The sequence below is a fragment of the Saccharopolyspora hirsuta genome, from assembly GCF_008630535.1.
Classification (GTDB): domain Bacteria; phylum Actinomycetota; class Actinomycetes; order Mycobacteriales; family Pseudonocardiaceae; genus Saccharopolyspora; species Saccharopolyspora hirsuta.
Genome location: NZ_VWPH01000006.1, coordinates 113687 through 138760, shown reverse-complemented (window position 1 = coordinate 138760; position 25074 = coordinate 113687). Strand labels below are relative to the sequence as shown.

The following is a 25074-nucleotide window of genomic DNA, read 5'->3' as shown; positions in this document are numbered from 1 at the left end:
GCGGACCGGCGGCGAGGGTCAGTGCGCGATGTCGTCGACCGACGGCGACTCGTTGCGGGACAGGTTGATGCCGAGGTTGGCAGCAGCGCGCTCCAGGTCCTCGTCCTCGCTGTCGCGCATCTCGATCGCCGCACCGTCGCTGGAGAGCACCTCGACGTTCAGGCACAGCGACTGGAGCTCCTTCAGCAACACCTTGAAGGACTCCGGGATGCCCGGCTCGGGGATGTTCTCGCCCTTGACGATCGCTTCGTAGACCTTGACGCGGCCCACCACGTCGTCGGACTTGATGGTGAGCAGTTCCTGCAGCGTGTAGGCGGCGCCGTAGGCCTGCATGGCCCAGCACTCCATCTCACCGAAGCGCTGGCCGCCGAACTGGGCCTTACCGCCCAGCGGCTGCTGGGTGATCATCGAGTACGGACCGGTCGACCGGGCGTGGATCTTGTCGTCCACCAGGTGCGACAGCTTCAGGATGTACATGTAGCCGACCGCGGTCGGGTACGGGTACGGCTCGCCGCTGCGCCCGTCGAACAGCTGGGCCTTGCCGTCGCCGCCGACCATGCGCTCACCGTCGCGGTTCGGCTTCGTGGAGGCCAGCAGACCGGTGATCTCCTCCTCCCGCGCACCGTCGAAGACGGGGCTGGCGGTGTTGGTGCCCGGCTCGACGTCGTAGAGCTCCTCCGGCAGGCGCTTGGCCCACTCGGCGTCGCCGTCGATGGACCAGCCCTGGGAGGCGATCCAGCCGAGGTGCGTCTCCAGCACCTGGCCGATGTTCATCCGTCGCGGCACGCCGTGGGTGTTCAGGATGATGTCGACCGGGGTGCCGTCGGACAGGAACGGCATGTCCTCGGCGGGCAGGATCTTGCCGATGACGCCCTTGTTGCCGTGGCGGCCGGCGAGCTTGTCGCCGTCCTGGATCTTGCGCTTCTGCGCGACGTAGACCCGCACCAGCTGGTTGACGCCCGGGGGCAGCTCGTCGTCGTCCTCGCGGTTGAACACGCGGACGCCGATGACCTTGCCGGTCTCGCCGTGCGGCACCTTCAGCGAGGTGTCGCGGACCTCGCGGGCCTTCTCGCCGAAGATCGCGCGCAGCAGCCGCTCCTCCGGGGTCAGCTCGGTCTCGCCCTTCGGCGTGACCTTGCCGACCAGGATGTCGCCGCCCTGGACCTCGGCGCCGATGCGGATGATGCCGCGCTCGTCGAGGTCGGCCAGCACGTCGTCGGAGACGTTCGGGATGTCCCGGGTGATCTCCTCGGCGCCGAGCTTGGTGTCGCGGGCGTCGACCTCGTGCTCCTCGATGTGGATCGAGGTGAGCACGTCGTCCTGCACCAGGCGCTGGGACAGGATGATCGCGTCCTCGTAGTTGTGCCCCTCCCACGGCATGATCGCGACGAGCAGGTTCTTGCCCAGCGCCATCTCGCCGTTCTGGGTGCACGGGCCGTCCGCGATGACCTGACCGGCCTCGATGCGGTCGCCCTCGTTCACGATCGGCTTCTGGTTGATGCAGGTGCCGTGGTTGGACCGCGAGAACTTCTGCATCTTGTACGAGCGGCGGGTGCCGTCGTCGGCCATGATCGTGACGTAGTCGGCGCACAGCTCCTCGACCACACCGGCCTTCTCGGCGGTGATCACGTCACCGGCGTCGACCGCGGCGCGCAGCTCCATGCCGGTGCCGACCAGCGGGGCCTCGCTGCGCAGCAGCGGCACCGCCTGGCGCTGCATGTTCGCACCCATCAGGGCGCGGTTGGCGTCGTCGTGCTCGAGGAACGGGATCATCGCGGTCGCGGCGGAGACCATCTGCCGCGGCGAGACGTCCATGTAGTCGATCTCGGTCGGCGCCAGCAGCTCGACCTCGCCGCCCTTCCGGCGACCCAGCACGCGGTCGTCGAGGAAGTTGCCGTCGTCGTCGATCGGCGCGTTGGCCTGCGCCTTGACGAAGCGGTCCTCCTCGTCGGCGGTCAGGTAGTCGATCTGGTCGGTGACCCGGCCGTCGACGACCTTGCGGTACGGCGTCTCGATGAAGCCGAACGGGTTGACGCGGGCGAAGGTAGCCAGCGAGCCGATCAGACCGATGTTCGGGCCTTCCGGCGTCTCGATCGGGCACATCCGGCCGTAGTGCGAGGGGTGCACGTCGCGGACTTCCATGCCCGCGCGCTCGCGGGACAGACCGCCCGGGCCGAGCGCGGACAGGCGGCGCTTGTGCGTCAGGCCCGCGATCGGGTTGGTCTGGTCCATGAACTGGGACAGCTGCGAGGTGCCGAAGAACTCCCGGATCGCCGCCGTGATCGGGCGGATGTTGATCAGGGTCTGCGGGGTGATCGCCTCGACGTCCTGGGTGGTCATCCGCTCGCGGACGACGCGCTCCATGCGGGACAGGCCGACCCGGACCTGGTTCTGGATCAGCTCGCCCACGGTGCGCAGGCGCCGGTTGCCGAAGTGGTCGATGTCGTCGACCTCGACCGGCACGGTGGCGCCCTCGCCCTCACCGCGAGCGGGCATCTCGGTCTCGCCGGCGTGCAGGCGGACCAGGTACTCGATCGTGGTGACGATGTCTTCCTCGGTCAGCACGCCGGTCTCGTACGGCATGCCCAGGCCGAGCTTCTTGTTGACCTTGTAGCGGCCGACGCGCGCCAGGTCGTAGCGCTTCTCCTTGAAGAACAGGTTCTCCAGGAGGGTCTGCGCGCTCTCCTTGGTCGGCGGCTCGCCCGGACGCAGCTTGCGGTAGATGTCGAGCAGGGCCTCGTCGGTGCCTGCGGTGTGGTCCTTCTCCAGGGTGGCCATCAGGGTCTCGGAGAAGCCGAACCGCTCGCGGATCGCCTCGGCCGACCAGCCCAGCGCCTTCAGCAGCACGGTGACCGGCTGGCGGCGCTTGCGGTCGATGCGGACGCCGACGGTGTCGCGCTTGTCGACGTCGAACTCCAGCCACGCACCGCGGCTGGGGATGATCTTGACGCTGAAGACGTCCTTGTCGGTGGTCTTGTCGACCGACTGGTCGAAGTAGACACCGGGGGACCGGACGAGCTGGGAGACCACGACCCGCTCGGTGCCGTTGATGATGAAGGTGCCCTTGTCCGTCATCATCGGGAAGTCACCCATGAACACCGTCTGGCTCTTGATCTCGCCGGTGGTGTGGTTGGTGAACTCCGCGGTGACGAACAGCGGCGCGGCGTAGGTCATGTCCTTGTCCTTGCACTCCTCGACGGAGGCCTTGACCTCGTCGAAGCGTGGGTCGGAGAAGGACAGCGACATCGATCCGGAGAAGTCTTCGATCGGGGAGATCTCGCCGAGGACCTCCTCGAGACCACCAACCGGAACTTCCTCGCCGGCGTCGACCCGGCGCTGGAACCAGGCTTCGTTACCGACAAGCCATTCGAAGGACTGGATCTGCAGGTCTAGCAGGTTCGGCACGTTCAACGGCTCGCGGATGTTCGCGAACGAGACCCGCTTGGGTGCCCCAGGGATCCCCGACGTGTAGTTGGAAGCTGCAGAGACCTTGGTCGCGCGGGAGACTGCCAAGATGCGTCCTTCCGGGACTCTGAACTGGCTACAGCCGCGTCATCAAAGCGCGCGTCAGCTAAACGCACAGTCCGCTAACACAGCTGTCAAGGGTGCAAGTGGCGCCCGCAATCCTACGACCCGGTGCACGAGTAGACGGAAAGAGGGCAGCGCAAAGTAGCAGTCTAGCCGGAACCTCGCCAGCTGTCGAGGGGGCCCACCGATGGCGGCCCAGCCCCGCGTCGAGCACCAGAGTGAACCCCAGCGCGCCGCCAGTCAAGAGATCACGCTCCGATCACCCTCGTGGCGCAAAACACGATCACCGGTCGTGACCACCGGGAGCGGTCTTTCGGCAGGTCAGAGCACCACCCCGCGACACCTCCGGACACCTTCGCGCGACACCTGCGACACCCCTCCGAACGGCCCTTGACAGTCCCCCGCCGGATCCGCTGCGGCCGCCGTCGGGGTGACGAGCGACTCAACATCCGGAACCGCCATCCCATTCCCGGGCCGCTGGGCCGAACGGAGTCAATCCGACGAAGCCGCCCTCGGCAACTCACCCCTTGTGCTCACATCTGCACCAGCGGTCATCGGGACCGCTGAATTCGATCTTCGAATTCGGGATCTCGGACGGGGAGGCCGATTTGCGACCGAGCACTCAGCGCCGCGTTCCCGGCACCCGGCGCGTTCGGCGGATCCCGCGCACCGCTCCGGCCCCACCAGGGCACTCGCACCGGTTCGCCGCACGACGGACGCACCGGCCCCAACCACCGCAGTCGGAACTCGAGCACTGCGTGTTAGCCGTGAGTATTAATGATCTCAACCGGAACCCCCCCGTCGCGCGGGCCGAGTAGGTTCGGAGATCAGCGGACTGCTCCGGAGGGCGCAACTGCCCACCGGAGCGATCTCAGGTGATGCACATGGGCTATTCGGCGACCCCGCGCGCCGGTAGCGTGTTACGCCCCACCGAACTCCCCGACCGGTGGCCCCGGTGAGCAAGCCACAGGAGAAATACCGATGACAGACGATGCAAGCCGCGCGAGCGAGCGGTTCGGCGGGCTGCAGCGTTGGACCGGGGGGCAAGGAGGTCGCGGCGGTACCCGCTCCAGCTGGTTCACCGATGAGCAGGAAGCCACCCCCGGGCCCCCGGCACCGGAACCCCCGACTCCGGCACCGGACCCCCGCCGCAGCGCCGAGCAGCGCTACGCCGACGCGATCGCGGCGATGAACCAGATCGTCACCACCCTCGACTTCGAGCCGCTCCCCTGGGTCACCGAGGTGTTCCGCGCGACCGCGGGCGTGCTGCGCGACAGCGACCCGGCGCGCGCGGGCGTGCTCAACAACCTCGGCAGCGCCGCGCAGCTGACCCACCTGCGCACCGGCCAGCTGGCCGACCTCGAGGACGCCATCGGCTACTACCGGTCGGCCACCACCGCCGCGCACGACACCGACCGCGACCGGATCCTCTACCAGTGCAACCTGGCGCTGGCGCTGGCCGATCTCGCTGCCAAGACGGAGAGCGCGGCGACCGCGGCGGAGAGCGCGCAGGTCGCGCGGGAGGCCGTCGAGCAGGCGCCGCGGCGCGACCAGCGGCGCGCGATGGCGCTGATCAGGCTGGCCAACGCCCTCAAGCTGCACGCCCAGCTGGCCGACTCGGCCGCCTCCGACGAGGAGTCGATCGAGGTGTTCCGGGAGGCCGCGCGGATCTCCCCGGCCAACGACGCCGCCACCTCCGAGCTGCTGGTCAACCTCGGCGCGGCGCTGCTGCGCCGGTACGAGCGCGGCGGCTCGGCGGACGACCTGGACGAGGCCATCAAGCACCTCGGCACGGGTGCCGGGGCGCTGGCCGACGGCGACCCGCGGCGCAGCGCGCTGTGCCAGCTGGCGCGGGCGCTGCGGCTGCGGTTCCGGGAGTACGGCGACCTGACCGACCTCAACTCGGCGATCAGCGAGGTGGTCGGGGTGCTCGGGGTGCTCGACACCGGTCACCCGCTGCTCGGCACCGCGATCTGGAACCTGGCCGCCACCACCGTCGAGCACGTCGACGCCACGGGCGAGGCGAGCCAGCTGCGCCGGGTGCTGCGCCCGATCGCCCCGGCGGTGCGCGCGATGTCCGCGGACGACCCCCACCGCGCCATCGCCCTCACCGGCTACGCGACCTTGCTGCGCAGGCACTTCCTGCACGGTGCCGAGGCCAAGGTGCTCGACACCGCGGTCACCGCGGGCGAGGCGGCGACCGAGGCAGCGGCGCCCGAGCAGCGCGGCGCGGCGCTCAACGCGCTGATCACGACGCTCATCGAGCGCTTCGAGCACAACGGGGACAGCGTCGACCTGGACCGCGCGGCGGAGCTGGCGCGGGAAGCCGCCAAGAGCGGTCCGGCCGCGCAGCACACCGCGTGGACGCAGCTGGGCATCGTCTCGGCGCACCGGTTCCGGCTGTCCACCAGGACCCGCGACATCGAGACGGCGATCGAGCTGTTCGAGCAGGCCCTCAGCGCCATGCCGGTGGACGCCCCCGAGCGCGCGAACGTGGCGATCCACCAGGGCCGCGCGCTGCAGTCGCTCTACCAGCGCAGCGGGCGCCGCCGCTACTACCGGTGGGCGCGCAAGGTGCTCATGGAGGCGGCGGAGCAGAACAACGCCCCCGCCGACCAGCGGCTGCGGGCCGCCGCGCTGGCCGGGCGGATCTGCGCGCAGGCCAGCCGCTGGTCCGAGGCGCTGGAGGCGTTCACCTGCGCCGTGGACCTGTTGCCGCTGGTCACCAGGGGCAAGCGCGTCGTGGCGCCACCGGCCGCGCAGCAGCGGTGGGCGCTGATCGCCGCGGACGCGGCGGCGTGCGCGGTGGAGAGCGGGGAGCCCGAGCTGGCGGTGGAGCTGCTGGAGCACGGGCGGTCGGCGATCCTGGCGGACTTCCTGCCCACCGGCGGCGAGCTGGGCGAGCTGCACCGCACCCACCCGGACCTGGCCGACGAGGTGGTCCGGCTGCGGCGGCTGCTGGACCGGCCGGTGGCCGAGCCGGGGCTGGCCGAGTCCGACGACCGGGCGCGGCTGGCCCGCGCCTGGGACGACCTGCTGGCCGAAGCCCGCGCGGTGCAGCCCGACCACCTGCGGCGCACCCCGTTCGCGAAGCTGGCCGAAGCCGCGCCGGAGGGCTCGGCGGTGCTGATCAACCTCAGCCGCTACCGCTCCGACGCGCTGGTGCTCATCGCGGGCCGCGTGCTGACCGTGCCGCTGCCCGAGGTCACCCCGGAGAACGCGGCCGAGCGCGCCGCCCAGGTGCTGGAGGCCGCGCACCAGGACCAGCACTCCGTGCTCGCCGACGGCCTGGACTGGACCTGGCGCCGCATCGCCCGGCCGGTCCTGGACCGGATGGGCTACCTGAACACCCCGGAGCCCGGCGCCCGGTGGCCGCGGATCTGGTGGAGCGCCTTCGGCGCCCCGGCGTTCCTGCCGGTGCACGCGGCGACCGCGCGCACCGGGGAGTCCACGTTGGACAGAGTGGTCTCCTCCTACACCCCGACCCTGGGCTGCCTGCTGCGGGCGGGCCAGCGACCGGTGCCGGAGTCGGGGACCCCGCTGGTGGCGGCCGGTTCGGCGGAGCTGGTGGCGCGCGAGCTGCCGCGGCAGAACCAGGTCCTGGCGCAGCGCTGGCCGTCCGCGGAGATCGCGGCGGTGGAGACGGCCAGCGCGGCGGAGATGCTGCGGATGATCCCGAACCACCCGTGGCTGCACGTGTGCGAGCCGAGCTCGCAGTTCCCGACGCAACCGGCGGCGGGCATGCTGCTGGACCGCGAAGCGCCGCAGCGCCCGCTGGGCCTGGTCGAGCTGGGCCAGGTGTCGCTGGACGAAGCCGAGTTCTGCTACCTCGGCCAGTGCGCGACGGCGGCGGACGAGCCGTGCGCGGCGGCGGTGTCCCTGCCGGGAGCGCTGGGCTTCGCGGGCTACACCCACACCATCGGCACCCTGTGGGAGGTCGACGAGGACAGCGCGGTGGCGATCCACGCGGACGTCTACGCGGACCTGTTCACCGACCACTTCGACACCGACCGCGCGGCCTACGCCCTGCACAACGCCGTCCGCCAGCTCCGAGCGCACTACCCGGACGAGCCCTCGCGGTGGTCCGCCCACGTCCACATCGGACCGTGAGCGGTGAGCCAGGCCAGGAGCAGGCCGACCGCGTTGCCGATGTTGAAGGCGGAGATGTTCGCCGCCGAGGCGTTCCAGCACCGGGCCAGCAGTAGTCGGGGCGGGGGTGCGGGACAGCCTTGGTGACCTGCGGTGATGTCGGGTGGGCGGTGGGGGTGCCGGGGGATCGGTGGTGATACCGGGGTCGTCCTGGCGAGGAGGGGTGACGTTGCGCGGGGGGTTGCTTTTGGGTTCAAAGCGGTGGGGGGTTGCTCTGCGTGGTGTTGCAATTTCAATCGAAATTGCCAGCGTCTCGACGAAACCTGCGGTGGCGACGTGAGGCAATTTCAATCGAAATTGCGGACGTCACCACCCCTCGCACGGCTGTCGCAGGACGTCCCCCTCGGACTGGCGTCGTGGGGCATTTCCCTCGGGCGACCGTCGCAGGACGTCCCCCTTGGACTGGCGTCGTATCTGTTTCGCGGGCGGGCGTCGTGCTTGTTCGGTGGGTGGCCGTCGTGGGTGTTGGGGTTCGGGTGTTTTGCGGGTTTTGGGTAGGTCGGTGGGTCAGCGGAGGGTTATCTGGGTGATCTTCCAGGTTTCGCCCTGCTTTTCCGCGCTCACCGAGATCTGGGCCGGGCCCGCGTTCTCGCCGGGGGCGTTGGCTCGCCTCGCGTGCTGGTCGACGAAGAGGAGGAGTTCCGCTCGGTTGCCCTGGAGGCGGGTCACCGAGCGCTCCTTGACCGTGGTGGTGACGATCAGCTGCTGTTGCGGGGCTTGGTCCTTGACCACCGCGAACAGCTCCTCGTAGCGCTGGACCGCGTCACCGGTCAGCAGGTTCCGGGCCGCTTCCTCGGTCTTGGCCGTGTCGTTGAAGTCGTAGGAGAACAGCTTCTCCACCGCGTCGGAGACCTGGCCGCTGACCTCGCTGGTCTCCCCCGCGGAGACCAGCGCCTCGTTCGCGGCGGGACCGGTGTAGCGGGCTGCGTAGGCCTCGAAGCCGAACCACACCGCCAGCGCGGCCAGCACCACCGTCGCCGCCCACAGCGTCCACGCCGGTCCCCGCTTGCCCGTGTCGGCTTCCGCCTCCCCGGCCGCTCCGCTGCGCTCCGCGCTCTCCGGCTCCGTCACCGCGGCTTCGCCGCGCTCCGGGAGCCCGTCAGCTTCGCTGCGTTCCGCGGACTTCGCCGCTCCACTGCGCTCCGAGGTTCCGCCGTCCGCCGCGCCGCCAGCTCCGCCAGCGTCCTCGCGCGCACCACCGGTCAGCCCAGCCCGCTCGGGCTCCGCAGCTTCCTCGGTCCGCTCCGCCGAGGCTTCGCCACCTTGCTCCGGCTCCGCCGCCTTGCTGGCCCGTTCCGGCTTCGCCTCCGCAGTTCCCGGATTCTCCGCCGCAGCTCCGCCCTCGCGCTCCGCCACGGCTTCGCCGCCCAGTTCCGGCTCAGCCTCCTCAGCGCGGCCGACCTCCGGCTCCGCCACAACTCCGCCGGTCCGGTCCGCAGCCTCCGACCGTCCCGACTCCGCAGCCTCCGGCTGCTCCGCCGCAGCCCGGCCGACCTCCGGCCGCTCCGCGGCGTCGGCGGGGTCCGCCGAGCGGGCCTCGGTGAGGAGTTCCTCGTTGCGGGTCTGGCGCTTGCGGAGGCCTGCCACCTTGGGGCGGCGGGTTGGTTGCTTGTTGGGGCGGCGGTTCGTTGGCACTGGGGGTGACTCCTCGTGTTGCTTGCGCGGGCCGGTGGTCAGCCCACCGGCACCAGGCCGAGGGCGCTGAGCTTCCAGGTGTCGCCTTCGCGGGTCAGCTCCGCCTGGTAGCGGTCCTGCTTGGTGGCCGGTGGCTGCCCCTCCACGGCGACCGTGACCTGGAGGACCGCGATCATGCGCGCCTTCCCGGCGCGCTCGTCGAGCTCCACGATTCCCGAGTCGAGGACGCGGGCCGTGGTGGTGCTGCGCTTCTGCTCGATCTGGGTCGCGTAGTCCTTGCGGCCCTGGCGGATCTCGTCGCGCAGCGGGCCGGTCGAGTTGTTCTCCCAGTTCTGCAGGCCGCGCTCCACGTCCCGGTAGTCCAGGGTGTTGAAGTTGATGATCGCGTTCTGCCCGTCGCGCAGCGCTTCGTCGCGGACCTCCGCGTAGGCGATCGAGGAGTCGTTCGCGGCCAGCGCCCAGGAGACCCCGGTGACCAGGCACGCGACCAGGCTCACCGCGAACAGCACCAGGGCGACGACCGGGCGCCGTCGGGTTCCAGCGGACATTGTCGGGCTCCTCTCCTACTGCCCGGGTGCATTCTGCGCGCCGCGCACCGAGGTCTCGCTACCCGGGGGTTCCGCGCAGCGGGCTTCGGTGTTGACCGGCACCGGGTCCATCTCGATGCCGTTGCGGCGATCGCTGTTCTCGTAGCCCTTGGTGCAGGGCAGCGGGTCGAAGGCGTTGAGCACCAGGCCGAAGTGCGCGGTGCCGTCGCCGGGCACCACCGTGCGGCTCACGGTGACCGCGGCCGGGTAGACGACGAGGGCGTGCTCGATGCCGTCGACGTGCTTGGCGATCAGCTGTGAGGTGGTGGTCAGGTTCGCCAGCAGCGGGGTGAGCTGCTGGTTCTCCCGGATGAACCCGCTGACCTGCTGGGCGGCCGGCGGGGCCTTCTCGATCACCGCGCGCAGGTCGCCGTCGGAGCGCTCCAGCTGCTCGGACAGCAGGCGGAGGTCGCGGCCGAAGGACCTGATCGACGAGCCCTGCTCGTTCTGGGTGGCCAGCACGGTCTTGCCGTCCTCCAGCAGCTGCACGGTCTGCGGCAGGTGCTGCTGGGCGGTGGAGATGAACTCGCGGCTGGTGTCGACGATGGTCTGCAGGTGGCCGCCGTTGTCGCGGAACGCGGTGCCCAGCTCGCTGACCACGGTGCGCAGCGAGTCCTCCGGCACCGAGTTGGCCAGCCCGTCCAGGTTGGTCATCAGCGTCTCCACCGGCAGCGGGGTGGTCGCCGACTCCTGGGTGATCACCGAGCCCTGCTCCAGGAACGGGCCGTCGTCCCGCTTGGGCCGCAGGTCCACGTACTGCTCGCCGACCGCGGACCGGTTGGTCACCACGGCCTCGACGTCGCTCGGGATGCTCGGGGCGCTGGACTCGATGTCCAGCGGGACGTTCACCCCGCTGGCGGTGAGCTCGATGGTGCCGACCCGGCCGACCGGCACGCCGCGGTAGGTGACCTCGGCGTTCTCGAAGACACCGCCGGTGTCGGCGAGCTGCAGCGTGACCACGTAGCCGCGGGGGCCGAACAGCCGGTCCAGCCCGGCGTAGCGGGCACCGGCGAAGCTGACGCCGACCAGGGCGATCGCGACGAACGCGACGATCTGCAGGCGAACTCGACGGGTGAGCATCAGCGGCCACCTCCCAGCAGCGAGCCCAGCAGGCCGCCGCCGGAGTCCTTCTCCGGCTCGGCGGGCGGCGGCGGTGGTGGTGCGGTGCCCTGCGCGGGCGGGGTCAGGGGCAGCGGCAGGTTCTGCACCGCGTCCGGCAGCGGGATCAGCGGCTGCCTGCTGCGGCCCAGGTTCTGCAGCACGTCGGTGAGGTTGAGGTTGACGTCGGTGTAGAGGTTGACGTAGTCGCTGTTCTGGATGCCGTCCACCACGTTGTCCGGGAACGGGAAGGTGAGCAGCACCTCCAGCGACTTCGGCAGGTTCTCCCCCGCCGCGGTCAGCTGCTGCAGCACCGGGGCGAGCTGGTCGAGGTTGTGCACCAGGTCGTCGCCGGAGCGGTTGACCACGTCGGTGGCCACCACCGAGAGCCGGTCCAGCGCCTTCAGCATGTCGACCAGCTGGGTGCGCTGCTCGTTGAGCACCCGCAGGCCCGGTTCCAGGTCGCGCAGCGCGGTGTCGATGCTGCCGCGCTGCTCGTTGATGCGGGCGCTGAGCCGGTTGACGCTGTCCAGGGCGCGGGTGATGTCGTCGCGCTGGGCGTCCAGACCGGACACCAGTTCGTCCAAGTTGGACAGCAGGCCGCGCACGTCGGACTCGCGGCCCTCCAGCGCGGCGTTGAGCTCCTTGGTGATGTTCTGGATCTGGGCGACGCCACCGCCGTTGAGCAGCATCGACAGCGCGCCCAGCACCTCCTCGACCTCGGGGTTGCGGCCGGTGCTGGCCCGGTCGATGACGTCGCCGTCGGACAGCTTCCCGACCGGCGGCTGCGATTCGGGCGGCCCGGCGAGCTCGACGTACTTCTCGCCGAGGAGGCTGGACTGGCGCAGCCGGGCGGTGGCGTTGGCGGGCAGCCGCACGTCGCCGTTGACCAGCACGGTCACCTCGGCGTCCCAGGACCCGGGGGCGAGCCCGATGGTGCTGACCCGGCCGACCGGCACGTCGTTGACCCGGACCCCGGCGTTGGGCACCAGGTCCAGCACGTCGTCGAAGTGCACCTTCACCTCGTACGGGTGATCACCGACGTCGGCCCCGCCGGGCAGCGGCATGTCGTACACCCCGCGAGAACTGCACCCCCCGACCACGACCAGCGCCAACGCCGCGGCAGCTCCCACGCGCCACGCCCGTTTCGGGAGGCGCGGACGGCGGATTCGGCGGAGGTTCATCGGGTGCCTCCCTGCGGGGTCAGCGGGAGCGGCAGCTCCGGCAGCTTGCCGGTCTGGATGGCGTTGAGCGCCTCCGCGGGCGTCGGCAGCTTCGCCACGCCGTCGAGGACCGGCTGCAGCGACTGGCACGCGTCGCTGACCTCCTTCGGCACGTCCGCCGGGGCTTGCTGCTCCAGCAGCTTGCACACCGCGACCGCGGGCGGCTGGGCCAGCTCGTTGATGGCGATCCGGGTGTCCAGGGTCCCCGCCGCGCCGTTGTAGACGTTGGAGAGGTTGGACAGCGCCAGCGGCGTGTTCACCAGCGATTCGCGGAGCGCTTCCTTCTGCCGCACCAGCACCTCGGACACCCCGTGCAGCTGGTCCACGTTGGACTTGAGCAGCTCGCGGTTGTCCCGCACGAAGGACTCCACCTTGCCCAGCGCCACGGCGAGCTCGGCCATCGCCGCGCCCATGTCCTCGCGCTCGCCCGCCAGGAACGAGCTGACCTGCTGCATCTGGGTGTTGAACCGGCGCACCTGGTCGTCGTTGGCGGCCAGCATCGAGGTGAACTTCTGCAGGTTGTCGACGGTGGCGAACAGCTGCTCGCTGTTGCCGGACAGCGTGGTCCCGGCCTCGCCGAGGTTGCGGATGGTGTCCGACAGCGCCTGCCCGTTGCCCTGCAGGTTGGCCGCACCGGTGTTGAGCAGGTCGGTCAGCGCGCCGTCGGCGTTGGCGCCGGTCGGGCCGAGCGCGCTGGCCAGGTCGTTGAGGCTGCGGTAGATCGAGTCCAGCTCGACCGGGGTGGCGGTGCGCTCCTTCGGGATCACCGCGCCGTCCTCGAGCGTCGGCCCGCCGCGGTAGACCGGGGTCAGCTGCACGTACCGGTCGCTGACCACGCTCGGCGCGACGGCGACCGCGCCCGCGTCGGCGGGCACCTCGACGTCGCGGTCCACGCTCATCACGACCCGCACCAGCTTCCCCTGCGGGACGACCTCGTCGACGGTGCCCACCGGGACGCCGAGGACGCGGACGTCGCCGCCGGGGTAGATGCCGACCGCGGCGTTGAAGTAGGCGGTGACCTTGCGCTCGGCGGCGCCGAAGAACAGCCACCAGACGGCGGCGGTCGCGGCGAGCACCAGCACCACCGCGATCGACAGGATCCGGACGGGCGAGGGGCGTGCGCTGGTCATGGCTGGCAGCCCTTCTGGTTGATCGGACCGACGGCGGGCGGCAGCAGACCGCAGACGTAGCTGTCGAACCACCGGCCGTTGCCCACGACGTTGGAGAACAGGCGGGTGAACGGCGCGAACATCTCCAGGCTCCGGTTCAGGTTGTCCTGGTTGCGCTGCAGCATCTTGGTGACCCGGTCCAGCTGCTGCAGGGCCGGGCCGATCTGCGCGGCGTTGTCGTCGACCAGGCCGGTCAGCTGCTGGGACAGCTGGCGGGTGCCCTCCAGCAGGGCGCTGATCGAGTCCCGCCGCGCCCGGATCTCCTCCAGCAGCAGGTTGCCGTCGGCGAGCAGCTTCTCGAAGTCGGCGTTGCGGTCGGCGATGGTCCGGGAGACCTGCGAGGTGTTGTTCAGCAGGTGCTCCAGCTGCTCGTCGCGGGAGGAGATGGTCTGCGACAGCCGGGACAGCCCGTCCAGCGCGCCGCCGACCTCGTCCGGGGTGCCGGAGAAGGTCTCCGACATCGCCCGGAAGCTGTCCGCGAGCTGCTTGGTGTCCACCTTGTCCACAGTGGACGAAAGGTCGCTGAAGGCGTTGATCACGTCGTAGGGCGACATGGTGCGCTGCAGCGGGATCGGCTCGGACGGGTCCATCTCCTGGCCGCCCTGCGGGTCCAGCGCCAGGTACTTCTGCCCGAGCAGCGTCTTGATCTTGATCGCGGCGGTGGTGTGGTCGCCGATCCAGGCGTCGTCGACCCGGAAGCTGACCAGCACGTGGCCGTCCTCCAGCTCCACGTCGGAGACCGAGCCGACCTTCACCCCGGCGATGCGCACCTCGTTGTCCGGCCGCAGCCCGGCCGCCTCGGTGAACTGCGCGGTGTAGGTGGTGCCGCCGACCAGCGGCAGCCGCTCGAAGTTCATCGCGAGCACGAACATCAGCACCAGCACCAGCAGGCCGCCGATGCCGATCTTGAGCGGGTCGCGCTTGGAGAATGCAGTCATCGCTGGCACCTCGGCTGGGACACCGGCACCAGCGGTAGCGGCAGGTTCAGCTCACCGACGCCCACGGTTCCGGTCATCTTGCAGTTGAAGAAGTTGAACCAGGAGCCGTGCGAGGCGGTCCGGGTGAGCATCTCGACCTTGCCCGGCATGTTCTGCATCCACCGCTCGACGATCTCCTCGTTGTCGTTGAGGTTCTGCGACAGCGAGCCGAGCCCGGCGATGTCCTGCTGCAGCCCCGGGCGGGCCTCGGTGAGCAGCCCGGCGGTGCTGTTGGTCAGACCGTCCATCGCGGTCACCGCGTCGCCGATGGCGTGCCGGTCCTCGGACAGCCCCGAGACCACCTGCCGCAGCTGGCCGACCAGCTCGGACAGCTGCTGGTCGCGGGCGTTGACCGTGTCCAGCACCCCGTTGAGGTTGTCGATCACCTGCCCGATCACCTGGTCGCGGGAGGCGATGGTGGAGGTCAGCGAGGCGGTGTGGGCCAGCAGGCTCTCCACCGTGCCGCCCTCGCCCTGCAGCACCTGGATGATCTCGAAGGAGAGCTTGTTGACGTCCTCCGGCGACAGCGCCTGGAACAGCGGCTTGAACCCGCCCAGCAGCACCGTGAGGTCCAGCGCGGGCTTAGTGCGCTCCAGCGGGATCGTCGAGCCCGCCCGCAGCACGCCGTTGTCGCCCGGGCCGGGCTCCAGCGCGATGTATCGCTGGCCGACCAGGTTCCGGTACTTGATGGTGGCGGTCACGGTGGCCGGCAGCGGCCGGTCGGCCACGTTGAACCGCACCTCCGCCACCCGGTGGTCCACCAGCTCGATGCTCTCCACCTCGCCGACCTTCACCCCGGAGATGCGCACCTCGTCGCCCTCGTTGAGGCTGGTCACGTCGGTGAACCGCGCGCTGTAGGACTCCGCCGAGCGCAGGTCCCGGTTGGCGATGGTCAGCACCAGGAGCCCGGTGGCCAGCACGGTGACCAGCACGAAGATCAGGAACTTGACCAGCGGTCCGGTGATGCTGCGACCGTTCACCGGTAGCTCACCTCCGCTCCGCGCAGGACCGGGCCGACCAGCAGCGACCCCCAGTCGGGCAGGTCAGCGGCGCTCCGGCCGACGGCCGGGGCCAGCACCACCGACACCATGTCCCGCTCCGCCGGGGAGTTCACCCACTGCGGGGAGGTGCTGGCCGGCAGGTAGCCCTCGCCCATCTGCGGCGGGTTCAGGCCCTTGTCGACCTGGTGCGACGGCGCGGGCGGCACCGAACCGTCGTCGAACGGCCCGTCCGGCGGGTACTCGGGGATCGGGTCGGGCAGCGGCATCAGGTTGTAGCAGCGCGGGCCGCGCTTGTCGTTGTACTCCGGCTCGTCCTGGTTCGGGCGGTACTTGCCGCGGTGCGCCACGACCTCCAGCGTGATGTGCAGGCCGGGCTCGTTCGTGCCCTCGCCGAACACCTTCCGGATGCGCGGCACGTAGGCGGCCATCTCGTCCAGGAAGCACTTGTACTCCGGCGAGTACTTCGCCAGCACGTCCAGCGTCGGCCGCTGCGCCTCGCCGAGCTGGATGATGTTCTTCCGGTTGTTCTCCAGGAACGCGGTGGTGTCGCCCGCGGTGGTGGTCAGCTGACCGGTGAGGGTCTTCAGGTTCTCCCGCTGCGCCACCAGGGTTCGCGCCGTGGTGCTGAAGTTGTCCAGCGCCTCCAGAACGTCCGGCGCGGCCTCCTCGTAGGTCTCGGCGACGCCGACCAGCTCCTTGAGGTTGCGCTGCAGGTCCGGCACCGACGGGTTGAGGCCGTCCAGGTAGGTGTTCAGCTGCGACAGCGTCTCGCCCAGCTGCTCCCCGCGCCCGGACAGCGCCTGGTCCAGCGCGTTCAGCGTGACCGCGAGGTCGTCGGGGTGCACCGCCTGCAGCACCGGCATGGTGTCGGCCAGCACCTTCTCCAGCTCGATGCCCGCGCTGGTGCGGTCCTGCTCGATGACGTCACCGGCGGCCAGCGTGGTGGACGCGGCCTGCTCGGGCAGCTCCAGCGAGACGTAGCGCTCGCCGAACAGGGTCCGCGGCAGCAGCCGCGCCGAGACGTTGGACGGCAGGTGCTCCACCTTGTCCGGCTCCAGCGCCAGGTGCAGCTCCGCACCGTCCCCAGTGGACTCGACCTTGACCACGCGGCCGACGACCATGCCGCGCACCTTCACGTCCGACTCGGGCAGCAGCTGGTTTCCCGTGGAGGCGGCCTTGAGCACCACGTCCACGCTGGACGTGAACGCCTTCTGGTAGGTGGCCACGGTCAGGCTGACGAACAGCACCATGCACAGCAGGAACGCGAGGCCCAGGGCCCGGCGCCGCAGTGTCTTGCGGGCCACCCGCACCCGGTCGGCTTTCATGAGCGGGCTGCGCCGATTGTCGCTCATGACGCCTCCAGCGTTGTCAAAGCACCCTTGGTACTCATCCGGTGATCCGAACCGTCGTAGTGGTGCCCCAGATCGCGAGGCTGAGGAAGAAGTCCAGCAGCGCGGTGGTCACGATCGCGGTCCGCACCGCGCGACCCACCGCCACGCCGACCCCGGCCGGGCCGCCGCTGGCCCGGTAGCCGTAGAAGCAGTGCGTCATGATCACCACGACGCTGAACACCAGCACCTTCCCGAAGGACCACAGCACGTCCTCGGGAGGCAGGAACAGGTTGAAGTAGTGGTCGTAGGTGCCCGCGGACTGGCCGTAGACGTAGACCGTCACCGCCCGCGCCGCCACGTACGAGGTGAGCAGGCCCAGCACGTACAGCGGGATCACCGCGATGAACCCGGCGATCACCCGCGTGGTCACCAGGTACGGCAGGCTCGGCACGCCCATCACCTCGAGCGCGTCGATCTCGTCGGAGATCCGCATCGCGCCCAGCTGCGCGGTGAAACCGGAGCCGACCGTCGCCGACAGCGCCAGACCGGCCACCAGCGGCGCGATCTCGCGGGTGTTGAAGTACGCCGAGACGAACCCGGCGAACGCCGAGGTGCCCAGCTGGTCCAGCGCGGCGAAGCCCTGCAGGCCCACCACGGTGCCGGTGAACAGGGTCAGCCCGATCATCACGCCGACCGTGCCGCCGATCACCGCCAGCGCCCCGCTGCCGAAGCTCACCTCGGCCAGCAGCCGCAGCGTCTCCTTGGCGTAGCGCGTGATCGCGCGCGGAACCCACACCAGCGACCGCACGTAGAACGACAGCTGGTCGCCCAGCTCGTCCAGCAGCTGCAACGGCCGCCGGGCCGCGCGCTTGGCGCGCTGCGAGATCGTCACCATGTCAATTCCCCTGGTGGCCCGTCACATGCCCTTGGGCGGCACGAGTTGCAGATACATCGTGGTGAGCACGAAGTTCACCGCGAACAGCAGCAGGAAGGTGATCACCACCGACTGGTTCACCGCGTCGCCGACGCCCTTCGGGCCGGGCGGCGGGTGCAGGCCGCGGTAGGCCGCCACCACACCGGCCAGGAAGCCGAAGATCAGCGCCTTGATCTCGCCGATCCACAGGTCCGGCAGCTGCGCGAGCGCGTTGAAGCTCGCCATGTAGGCGCCGGGCGTGCCGCCCTGCATGATCACGTTGAACGTGTAGCCGCCCAGCACGCCGACCACGCTGACCATGCCGTTGAGCAGCACGGCCACCAGCATCGCGGCCAGCACCCGGGGCACCACCAGGCGCTGGATCGGCGAGATGCCCAGCACCTCCATCGCGTCGATCTCGTCGCGGATCTTCCGCGAACCCAGGTCCGCGCAGATCGCCGAACCACCGGCACCGGCGATCAGCAGCGCGGTCACGATCGGCGCGGCCTGCTGGATGATGGCCAGCACGCTGGCCGCACCGGTGAACGACTGCGCGCCGATCTGCCGGGTCAGCGAACCGAGCTGGAGCGCGATCACCGCGCCGAACGGGATGGACACCAGCGCGGTCGGCAGGATCGTCACGCTCGCGATGAACCAGCACTGCTGGATGAACTCGCGGAGCTGGAACGGGCGCTTCGGCAGCGAGCGCAGCACGTCCAGCCCGAGCGCGAACAGGCGCCCGGTCTCCCGCAAGCCCGCCGCACCCGGAAACCGCGCCTGCGACGGCGAACTCACTGCTCACCCCGCTTGCGGCCGAACCAGCGGCGGCGCGACGACTCGACCGGCTCGGCGGTCTGCTCCGGCGCCCCGCCCCACGGCGGCGCCTCCGGCTCCCGCGGGTACGGCGTCGGGCGCACCTGCTGCGGCACGTCGGCGACCTCGTCCTGCGGCAGCGGGGCCGGGGTCGGCGCGATCGGCTCGGTCTGCTGCGGCCACGCGCCGGTCGCGGGCGCGGAGAAGCCGTAGAGCGCGAGCTCCTCCGGGGTCAACGTCTTCAGGATCTCCTGCTGCGCCGACGGGGCCAGGCTGCGCAGCTGCCGCAGCACCCGTTCCTTGCGGCGGCGCACCGCGGTCCGCTCCGGCATGCCGGGGGTGACGTCCAGCTGCGGCATCATCGGCGGCACCGAGATCTCGCTCAGCCGCGCCAGCTCGTCGGCCCCGGTGTCCTTCTCCTCGGTCATGCCGATCGGCCCGTCCGGGCGGCCGTTGAGGAACTGCACCACCACCGGCTCCGGCGAGGTCAGCAGCACCTCGCGCGGACCGAACATCACCAGGTTCCGGCGGTAGAGCATGCCGATGTTGTCCGGCACGGTGCGGGCGGTGTTGATGTCGTGGGTGACGATCAGGATCGTCGCGTCGATCTGCGCGTTGAGGTCGACGATCACCTGGTTCAGCAGCACGGTGCGGACCGGGTCCAGCCCGGAGTCCGGCTCGTCGACCAGGATGATCTCCGGGTCCAGCACCAGCGCCCGGGCCAGCCCGGCGCGCTTGCGCATGCCGCCGGAGATCTCGCCCGGCAGCTTCTCCTCGGCGCCGATGAGCCCGACCATCTCCATCTTCTCGAGCACGATCCGGCGGATCTCGGACTCGCTCTTGCGGGTGTGCTCGCGCAGCGGGAAGGCGATGTTGTCGAACAGGTTCATCGACCCGAACAGCGCGCCGTCCTGGAACAGCACGCCGAACAGCTTCCGGACCTCGTAGAGCTCGCGCTCCGGGCAGGTGCAGATGTCCACGCCGTTGATGACGATCTTGCCCCGCTCCGGCTTGAGCAGCCCCACCAACGACTTCAGGAAGACCGACTTCCCGGTCCCGGAAGGCCCCAGCAGCACGCTGATCTCGCCGGGAGGAAGCGTCAGCGTGACATCCCGCCAGATGGTCTGCGCGCCGAAGGACTTCGACAGCCCGTCGACAACCACCTCGACGCCCATCCGAACCTCCGCGTCCTCGAATGCAACTCAGCCGAACCACCTGGAGAGGCAGCCTGACACATGTGACGCGGACAACGAAGGTCATCAGCGTCACACCTGTGCAACGAGCCCGACGCGAAGGGGTTACTCACCAGTTCACCAGAACTTCTGCCAATGCAGTTTTTCCAGCCCCGTTTTGCGTTGGCGGCCCCCGGCCAGCGGGTTCGCCGCCGGGAAGATCGAATTCGAAACCGGCGGAATGGTCCGAATGACGGGATTCGAGAATTCCGCGAAGCAAAATAAGGGCGGGCACCCGCAACTGCGAGTGCCCGCCCTATCACGGTGAGTCAGGAGCGGCGGATGGCCCCTCCAGCCTGTCTTCGAATCCCGTGGTGGTCTTTGTTTTTGAAGCGGCGAAGCCGCTTAGCCCACCCTCGCAACTCGCACCGCCGCGGGTTCTCAGTGCCCACCCCTCTGGGGTTCCTTCCGGCGAGGACGGCCCAGCCGCCGTGTATTGGCTAAGACTGGGCATCCGCAGTCCAGGCGGGCGCTGAGGTTCCGCTACCGGCACCGCCACGCAGAACGAGTTCGTCAGACAGGCATCAGCTCACTTGAGGGAGATGGAGGCGCCGGCCTCTTCCAGCTTGGCCTTGGCCTCTTCGGCCTTCTCCTTCTCGACCTTCTCCAGGATCGGCTTCGGAGCGCCCTCGACCAGCTCCTTGGCCTCCTTCAGGCCCAGGCCGGAGACGATCTCGCGGACGACCTTGATGACCTGGATCTTCTTGTCGCCGGCACCCTCGAGGATGACGTCGAACTCGTCCTGCTCCTCAGCGGCCGGGGCGGCACCCGCGGCACCCGGGGCGGCCACGACGGCGGCCGGGGCGGCGGCGGTGACGTTGAAGGTCTCCTCGAACTGCTTCACGAACTCCGACAGCTCCAGGAGGGTCATCTCCTTGAAGACGTCCAACAGCTCTTCGTTGCTCAGCTTCGCCACGACGGCGTTCCTTTCCGTTCAGTGCCCGAGCACCGGCGGCACCCGGGAGGGGAGTTCTTGCGACCGACAACTGCATCCGCGGGGGACTCAGGCGTCGGCGTCGCTGCCCTTCTTCTCCTGCAGAGCAGCGGCCAACCGAGCCACCTGGGACGCCGGCGCGGCGAACAGCGCGGCGGCCTGGCCCATCTTGGCCTTCATCGCACCGGCCAGCTTGCCCAGCGTGACCTCGCGCGAGTCGAGGTCGGCGATGCTCTCGACCTCGGACACGGACAGCGCGCGGCCGTCCATGTAACCGCCCTTGATCACCAAGGCGTCGTTGGCCTTGGCGAACTCCTTCAGGGCCTTGGCGGCGTCGACCGGCTCGCCCTCGACGAAGGCGATCGCGGTCGGGCCGACGAACAGGTCGTCGAGCCCCTCGACGCCCGACTGCTCGGCGGCACGCTTGACCAGCGTGTTCTTCGCGACACGGTACGTCGTGCCCGCCCCGAGGGCGCGGCGCAGCTCGGACAGCTGCGCCATGGACAGCCCGCGGTACTCGGTCACGACCGCAGCGGTCGAGGTGTTGAAGTGCTCAGCGATCTCGGTGACCGCATCGACCTTGTCGGGCTTCGCCATGTCGCCTCCTCTCTCATCTCCGACTGTGATCCGCATCCAGTCGGTCCTGAGACGACAAAACGCCCCGGCGCAGCAAGCACGGGGCGTCAAGATCATGGGCGCGCCTGGGCGCGCACGCGTAGCCTCGTCCCTCCTGCGCGGGCCGCCCGCATCTCACGGGACCTTAGTTCTCCACCAACCCCTCGCGGGGAGCGGAGAAGACCAGCGGTCTTGGGTGGAACCTCCTCAAGAGTACGCGACGCCTCCCCGGCGCTTCCAACCACCCCTCGACATCCGCGCTGGTGGTGACCTCCACCGCACGGGCGGGCATCATGTGAGGCGTGGCTGATCAGCACGAGTCGCCGGAGCCCGGCTCGAACCTGCCGGACAAGCCCCGCCCCGCGGACGTCGTCGACGCGGAGGTCGTGGAGAACGAGGTGGTCGCCGCGCCGGAACCGGCCAAACCGGCGCAGCCGACCGACGACGAGGAGTTCCGGCAGTACCAGCAGTTCCTGCAGTTCCAGAAGTTCCGGGAATGGCAGGAATCCCAGGGCGGCGACGTCGCGGTCCCCCCGCCGACCAGCGCCCAACCCGCGGACAAGCCGAAGAAGCCCTGGTGGAAGACGGCCCTCGGCCTCCTCCGCTACAAGTTCGTCCGCCGCCTGATCTACCTCCTCGTCCTCCTGCTCCTCCTGAACTACGCCTACGACTACTACTTCGGCAGCAGCAACAGCAGCTCGGACACCAGCAGCAGCGGCCAGCCCCCGGTCCGCCCGCAGCCGCGGAAGGCACCGACCCCGCAGGACGCGCTGTTCGACATCTACAACCTGCTGCGCGGCGACGACCCGACGCAGGCGTGCGGCCTGTTCGACGCGGCGGGCGAGAACGGCTTCGCCACCGCCCACGGGGCCCCCGACTGCGCCACCGCCGCCCGCCAGGTGCACGACCAGATCACCAACGGGAGCGCGTACGCGAACCCGAAGATCGGCTACGACGCGATCGCCATGATCGGCCGGGAGGCCGTGGTGCACGGCTGCCGGATCCAGGTGACGGGCGGCCCCCAGCTGGGCAGCCTCAAGCTCACCCAGCAGCAGGACGGCGGCTGGGCGATCAGCGCCTACGACCGACAGACCTCCACCTGCCCCTGACCTGCCCCGACCAGAGTTTCAATTGAAACTGTGACCGTCGGCGTGTCGGGCGCCCCGCGCTGAGGGAGGCGAACAGCTCCGCCGTCCGGCGGAGAACTCCCGCGATTTCAATGAGCCTTTTTCATCCTGCCCGTGGACCGCAGCTGCGAAGGGCGACCGGCACCGGTCGGCAGGTGTCGCATGCGCCGCAGGCGCATAGCCCACCCTCGCAGCTCGCACCGCCGCGGGTTCTCAGCGTTCGCCTGGCGAGGACGGCCCAACTGCCGTGTATTGGCATACATAAAGTTGGGCACCCGGAGTCCAGGCGGGCGCTGAGGTTCCGCCACCGGCACCGCCACGCAGAACGAGGTTGGAAAAACCTCAATGGAAATCAGACGTCTGATTTCCATTGAAATCGCGGGACCGCGGTCGACGTCCGCTCCTGGCGAGCACCGGACGCGAAAGGGGCGGGCCGACCGGGTGGTCGGCCCGCCCCTTCGGCGGGATTGCGGGATCAGGCGGAAGCCGCGATGCCGCGGGTGACGTTCGGGTCGACCGGGATGCCCGGGCCCATCGTCGTGGTGAAGGTGACCTTCTTCAGGTACCGGCCCTTCGACGCCGACGGCTTGGCGCGCAGGATCTCGTCCAGCGCGGCCGCGTAGTTCTCCACCAGCTTCTCGGTGTCGAACGACACCTTGCCGATGATGAAGTGCAGGTTGGCCTGCTTGTCGACGCGGAAGTTGATCTTACCGCCCTTGATGTCCGCGACCGCCTTGGTGACGTTCGGGGTGACGGTGCCGGTCTTCGGGTTCGGCATCAGGCCGCGCGGGCCCAGGATGCGGGCCACCTTGCCGACCTTGGCCATCTGGTCCGGGGTGGCGATCGCCGCGTCGAAATCGAGCCAGCCGCCCTGAATGCGCTCGATCAGGTCCTCGGAACCAACCGCGTCCGCCCCGGCGGCCTCGGCCTCAGCGGCCTTGTCGCCGACGGCGAACACGATGACGCGGGCAGTCTTACCAGTGCCGTGCGGCAGGTTCACGGTGCCGCGGACCATCTGGTCTGCCTTGCGGGGGTCGACGCCCAGCCGCAGCGCCACCTCGACGGTGGCGTCGTACTTGACCTTGGCGGTCTTCTTCGCCAGCTCGGCGGCTTCCGCCGGGGCGTACAGCCGCGCCCGGTCGATCAGCTCGGCCGCCTGCTGGTATGCCTTGCTGCGCTTTGCCATTTCTGTCCCTATCAGCGGTGGATCAGTTGTGGTTGGTCGGGCTGCGCTGGAGCCCTCCCACAGAGGTGCCCGGTCGGAACCGGCCCCGGGGTCAGCCCTCGACGGTCAGACCCATCGACCGGGCGGTGCCGGCGATGATCTTGGCGGCCTGGTCGATGTCGTTGGCGTTGAGGTCTTCCATCTTGGTCTGCGCGATCTCGCGGACCTGGTCCATGGACACCTTGCCGACCTTGGTCTTGTGCGGCTCGCCGCTGCCCTTCTGCACGCCCGCGGCCTTCAGCAGCAGCTTCGCGGCCGGCGGGGTCTTCAGCTTGAAGTCGAAGGACCGGTCTTCGTAGACGGAGATCTCGACCGGCACCACGTTGCCGCGCTGCTGCTCGGTCGCGGCGTTGTAGGCCTTGCAGAACTCCATGATGTTGACGCCGTGCTGACCCAGCGCGGGGCCGACCGGCGGGGCCGGGTTGGCCTGGCCCGCCTGGATCTGCAGCTTGATGATCGCTGCCAGCTTCTTCTTCTTGGGCGGCATGTTTGCTTCCTGTGTCTTCGCTATCCGGTTGCCCGGCCCCGCCCAGTTGCGGGGCCGAATCTGGCGAGACCACGAAACGGTGGCATCGCCCGCTTCTGCGCGCGGTCCTGCCAGATCCGCGCGCAGCCGCCGTGCTCCCGAGGGGAGCCGGTCAGATCTTGGAAACCTGGTTGAACGACAGCTCAACCGGCGTTTCGCGGCCGAAGATCGACACCAGGACCTTGAGCTTCTGGGCGTCCGGGTTGACCTCGTTGATGGTCGCGGGCAGGGTCGCGAACGGCCCGTCCATGACGGTGACGGACTCGCCGACCTCGAAGTCGACCTCCACCGCGGGCTTGGCGGCGCTCGGCGCGGCCGCGGCCTTCTTGCCCGGCTCGGCCTTCTTCTCCTCCACCTGCGGCGCGAGGAACTTCAGCACCTCGTCGATGGTCAGCGGCGACGGCTTGGAGGTGGCGCCGACGAAGCCGGTGACCCCCGGCGTGTTGCGCACCGCGCTCCAGGACGCGTCGTTGAGCTCCATCCGGACCAGGATGTAGCCGGGCAGCACCTTGCGCTGCACCAGCTTGCGCTGGCCGTTCTTGATCTCGGTGACCTCTTCGGTCGGCACCTCGACCTGGAAGATGAAGTCCTCGACGTCCAGCGTCTGGGCGCGGGTCTCGAGGTTGGTCTTGACCTTGTTCTCGTAACCGGCGTACGAGTGCACGACGTACCAGTCGCCGGGCGCGCGGCGCAGCGCGGCGCGCAGCTCCTCGACCGGGTCGGGCTCCTCGCCCTCGTCCTCGGCCTCCGCACCGGCCTCGTCGGCGGCGTCGGCCTCGGTCTGAGCCTCGGTGTCGTCGGTGGAACCGGTGTCCTCGCCGGAGTCGGCACCCTCGGCGGACTCGACTGCGTCGACCGAGTCCGCGGCCGCCTCGACCTCGTCGGCCGCTGGCTGCACCTGCTCGTCGGTGAGGCCGGTGGTTTCCTGGCCCTCGTGGGAGGTCACAGTCGGTCTCGCTTCCTCTCGTGCGTTCCGTGCCGGGTCGTTGCT

Annotated in this window: 19 protein-coding genes; 2 read left to right on the top strand and 17 right to left on the bottom strand. The window is 69.8% G+C overall.

The genetic code is table 11. The features are described 5' to 3' along the window. Positions 1 to 18 precede the first annotated feature (18 nt). Positions 19 to 3513, bottom strand: coding sequence for a DNA-directed RNA polymerase subunit beta (rpoB, locus tag F1721_RS13965; protein ID WP_150067095.1), 3495 nt, complete (start codon positions 3511 to 3513; stop codon positions 19 to 21). Between the two features lie 996 nt (positions 3514 to 4509). Between rpoB and F1721_RS13960 the strand changes: the two genes are divergently transcribed. Continuing rightward, positions 4510 to 7638 carry a CHAT domain-containing protein gene (locus F1721_RS13960; RefSeq protein WP_150067094.1) on the top strand — a complete coding sequence of 1043 codons (3129 nt, stop codon included), beginning with the start codon at positions 4510 to 4512 and terminating at the stop codon, positions 7636 to 7638. 546 nt (positions 7639 to 8184) lie between these two features. On the opposite strand, the gene F1721_RS13955 is transcribed toward F1721_RS13960, so the two are convergent. The 13 genes from F1721_RS13955 to rplJ all read right to left on the bottom strand — a co-directional run bounded on the left by F1721_RS13955 (position 8185) and on the right by rplJ (position 21187). Next, positions 8185 to 9312, bottom strand: coding sequence for a putative sodium/potassium/calcium exchanger (locus F1721_RS13955; protein ID WP_150067093.1), 1128 nt, complete (start codon positions 9310 to 9312; stop codon positions 8185 to 8187). A 38-nt stretch (positions 9313 to 9350) separates the two neighbouring features. Then, positions 9351 to 9860: a nuclear transport factor 2 family protein gene (locus F1721_RS13950; protein ID WP_150067092.1), complete on the bottom strand. Its 510-nt coding sequence runs from the start codon at positions 9858 to 9860 to the stop codon at positions 9351 to 9353. A 15-nt stretch (positions 9861 to 9875) separates the two neighbouring features. Beyond that, the gene (locus F1721_RS13945; RefSeq protein ID WP_150067091.1) at positions 9876 to 10979 is read right to left on the bottom strand and encodes an MCE family protein; all 1104 of its coding nucleotides are present in this window, start codon (positions 10977 to 10979) and stop codon (positions 9876 to 9878) included. Beyond that, entirely contained in the window at positions 10979 to 12181 is a 1203-nt protein-coding gene (locus F1721_RS13940; protein WP_150067090.1) for an MCE family protein, read from the bottom strand. The genes F1721_RS13945 and F1721_RS13940 overlap by 1 nt, the downstream gene beginning before the upstream one ends. Further along, entirely contained in the window at positions 12178 to 13350 is a 1173-nt protein-coding gene (locus F1721_RS13935) for an MCE family protein (RefSeq protein WP_211840477.1), read from the bottom strand. Before F1721_RS13935 ends, F1721_RS13940 begins: the two co-directional genes overlap by 4 nt. Continuing rightward, positions 13347 to 14327 carry an MCE family protein gene (locus F1721_RS13930; RefSeq protein ID WP_150067089.1) on the bottom strand — a complete coding sequence of 327 codons (981 nt, stop codon included), beginning with the start codon at positions 14325 to 14327 and terminating at the stop codon, positions 13347 to 13349. The genes F1721_RS13935 and F1721_RS13930 overlap by 4 nt, the downstream gene beginning before the upstream one ends. Next, positions 14324 to 15346, bottom strand: coding sequence for an MCE family protein (locus F1721_RS13925; RefSeq protein WP_150067088.1), 1023 nt, complete (start codon positions 15344 to 15346; stop codon positions 14324 to 14326). Before F1721_RS13925 ends, F1721_RS13930 begins: the two co-directional genes overlap by 4 nt. After that, positions 15343 to 16719 (bottom strand): MCE family protein, encoded by a 1377-nt coding sequence (locus tag F1721_RS13920; RefSeq protein ID WP_150067087.1) that lies wholly within the window; start codon positions 16717 to 16719, stop codon positions 15343 to 15345. The genes F1721_RS13925 and F1721_RS13920 overlap by 4 nt, the downstream gene beginning before the upstream one ends. A 34-nt stretch (positions 16720 to 16753) precedes the next feature. Then, entirely contained in the window at positions 16754 to 17593 is an 840-nt protein-coding gene (locus F1721_RS13915) for an MlaE family ABC transporter permease (RefSeq protein ID WP_150067086.1), read from the bottom strand. Positions 17594 to 17614: 21 nt separating this feature from the next. Then, complete coding sequence (locus F1721_RS13910; protein ID WP_150067085.1) at positions 17615 to 18406, bottom strand: MlaE family ABC transporter permease; 792 nt, start codon at positions 18404 to 18406, stop codon at positions 17615 to 17617. Further along, positions 18403 to 19599: an ABC transporter ATP-binding protein gene (locus F1721_RS13905; protein ID WP_150067084.1), complete on the bottom strand. Its 1197-nt coding sequence runs from the start codon at positions 19597 to 19599 to the stop codon at positions 18403 to 18405. Before F1721_RS13905 ends, F1721_RS13910 begins: the two co-directional genes overlap by 4 nt. 586 nt (positions 19600 to 20185) lie before the next feature. Then, complete coding sequence (gene rplL, locus F1721_RS13900) at positions 20186 to 20572, bottom strand: 50S ribosomal protein L7/L12 (protein ID WP_150067083.1); 387 nt, start codon at positions 20570 to 20572, stop codon at positions 20186 to 20188. Between the two features lie 87 nt (positions 20573 to 20659). Further along, positions 20660 to 21187, bottom strand: a complete 528-nt coding sequence (gene rplJ / locus F1721_RS13895) for a 50S ribosomal protein L10 (protein WP_150067082.1) — start codon at positions 21185 to 21187, stop codon at positions 20660 to 20662. A 320-nt stretch (positions 21188 to 21507) separates the two neighbouring features. On the opposite strand from rplJ, the gene F1721_RS13890 reads away from it, so the two are divergent. Beyond that, entirely contained in the window at positions 21508 to 22314 is an 807-nt protein-coding gene (locus tag F1721_RS13890) for a hypothetical protein (protein ID WP_150067081.1), read from the top strand. Between the two features lie 493 nt (positions 22315 to 22807). Here the strand turns inward: F1721_RS13890 and rplA are convergent, their stop codons facing one another. The 3 genes from rplA to nusG form a co-directional block, all read right to left on the bottom strand. Beyond that, positions 22808 to 23518, bottom strand: coding sequence for a 50S ribosomal protein L1 (rplA, locus tag F1721_RS13885; RefSeq protein ID WP_150067080.1), 711 nt, complete (start codon positions 23516 to 23518; stop codon positions 22808 to 22810). A gap of 91 nt (positions 23519 to 23609) precedes the next feature. After that, on the bottom strand, positions 23610 to 24044 hold the full coding sequence (rplK, locus tag F1721_RS13880; protein ID WP_150067079.1) for a 50S ribosomal protein L11: 435 nt from the start codon (positions 24042 to 24044) through the stop codon (positions 23610 to 23612). Between the two features lie 151 nt (positions 24045 to 24195). Beyond that, positions 24196 to 25029: a transcription termination/antitermination protein NusG gene (nusG, locus tag F1721_RS13875; protein ID WP_150067078.1), complete on the bottom strand. Its 834-nt coding sequence runs from the start codon at positions 25027 to 25029 to the stop codon at positions 24196 to 24198. Positions 25030 to 25074: the final 45 nt, after the last annotated feature.

Bases quoted from the DNA above. Each gene is read 5' to 3' on its own strand.
- F1721_RS13960 (WP_150067094.1), top strand. From the start codon at position 4,510: ATGACAGACGATGCAAGCCGCGCGAGCGAGCGGTTCGGCGGGCTGCAG.
- F1721_RS13950 (WP_150067092.1), bottom strand. From the start codon at position 9,860: ATGTCCGCTGGAACCCGACGGCGCCCGGTCGTCGCCCTGGTGCTGTTC.
- F1721_RS13945 (WP_150067091.1), bottom strand. From the start codon at position 10,979: ATGCTCACCCGTCGAGTTCGCCTGCAGATCGTCGCGTTCGTCGCGATC.
- F1721_RS13940 (WP_150067090.1), bottom strand. From the start codon at position 12,181: ATGAACCTCCGCCGAATCCGCCGTCCGCGCCTCCCGAAACGGGCGTGG.
- F1721_RS13935 (WP_211840477.1), bottom strand. From the start codon at position 13,350: ATGACCAGCGCACGCCCCTCGCCCGTCCGGATCCTGTCGATCGCGGTG.
- F1721_RS13930 (WP_150067089.1), bottom strand. From the start codon at position 14,327: ATGACTGCATTCTCCAAGCGCGACCCGCTCAAGATCGGCATCGGCGGC.
- F1721_RS13920 (WP_150067087.1), bottom strand. From the start codon at position 16,719: ATGAGCGACAATCGGCGCAGCCCGCTCATGAAAGCCGACCGGGTGCGG.
- F1721_RS13915 (WP_150067086.1), bottom strand. From the start codon at position 17,593: ATGGTGACGATCTCGCAGCGCGCCAAGCGCGCGGCCCGGCGGCCGTTG.
- F1721_RS13905 (WP_150067084.1), bottom strand. From the start codon at position 19,599: ATGGGCGTCGAGGTGGTTGTCGACGGGCTGTCGAAGTCCTTCGGCGCG.
- rplJ (WP_150067082.1), bottom strand. From the start codon at position 21,187: ATGGCGAAGCCCGACAAGGTCGATGCGGTCACCGAGATCGCTGAGCAC.
- rplA (WP_150067080.1), bottom strand. From the start codon at position 23,518: ATGGCAAAGCGCAGCAAGGCATACCAGCAGGCGGCCGAGCTGATCGAC.
- rplK (WP_150067079.1), bottom strand. From the start codon at position 24,044: ATGCCGCCCAAGAAGAAGAAGCTGGCAGCGATCATCAAGCTGCAGATC.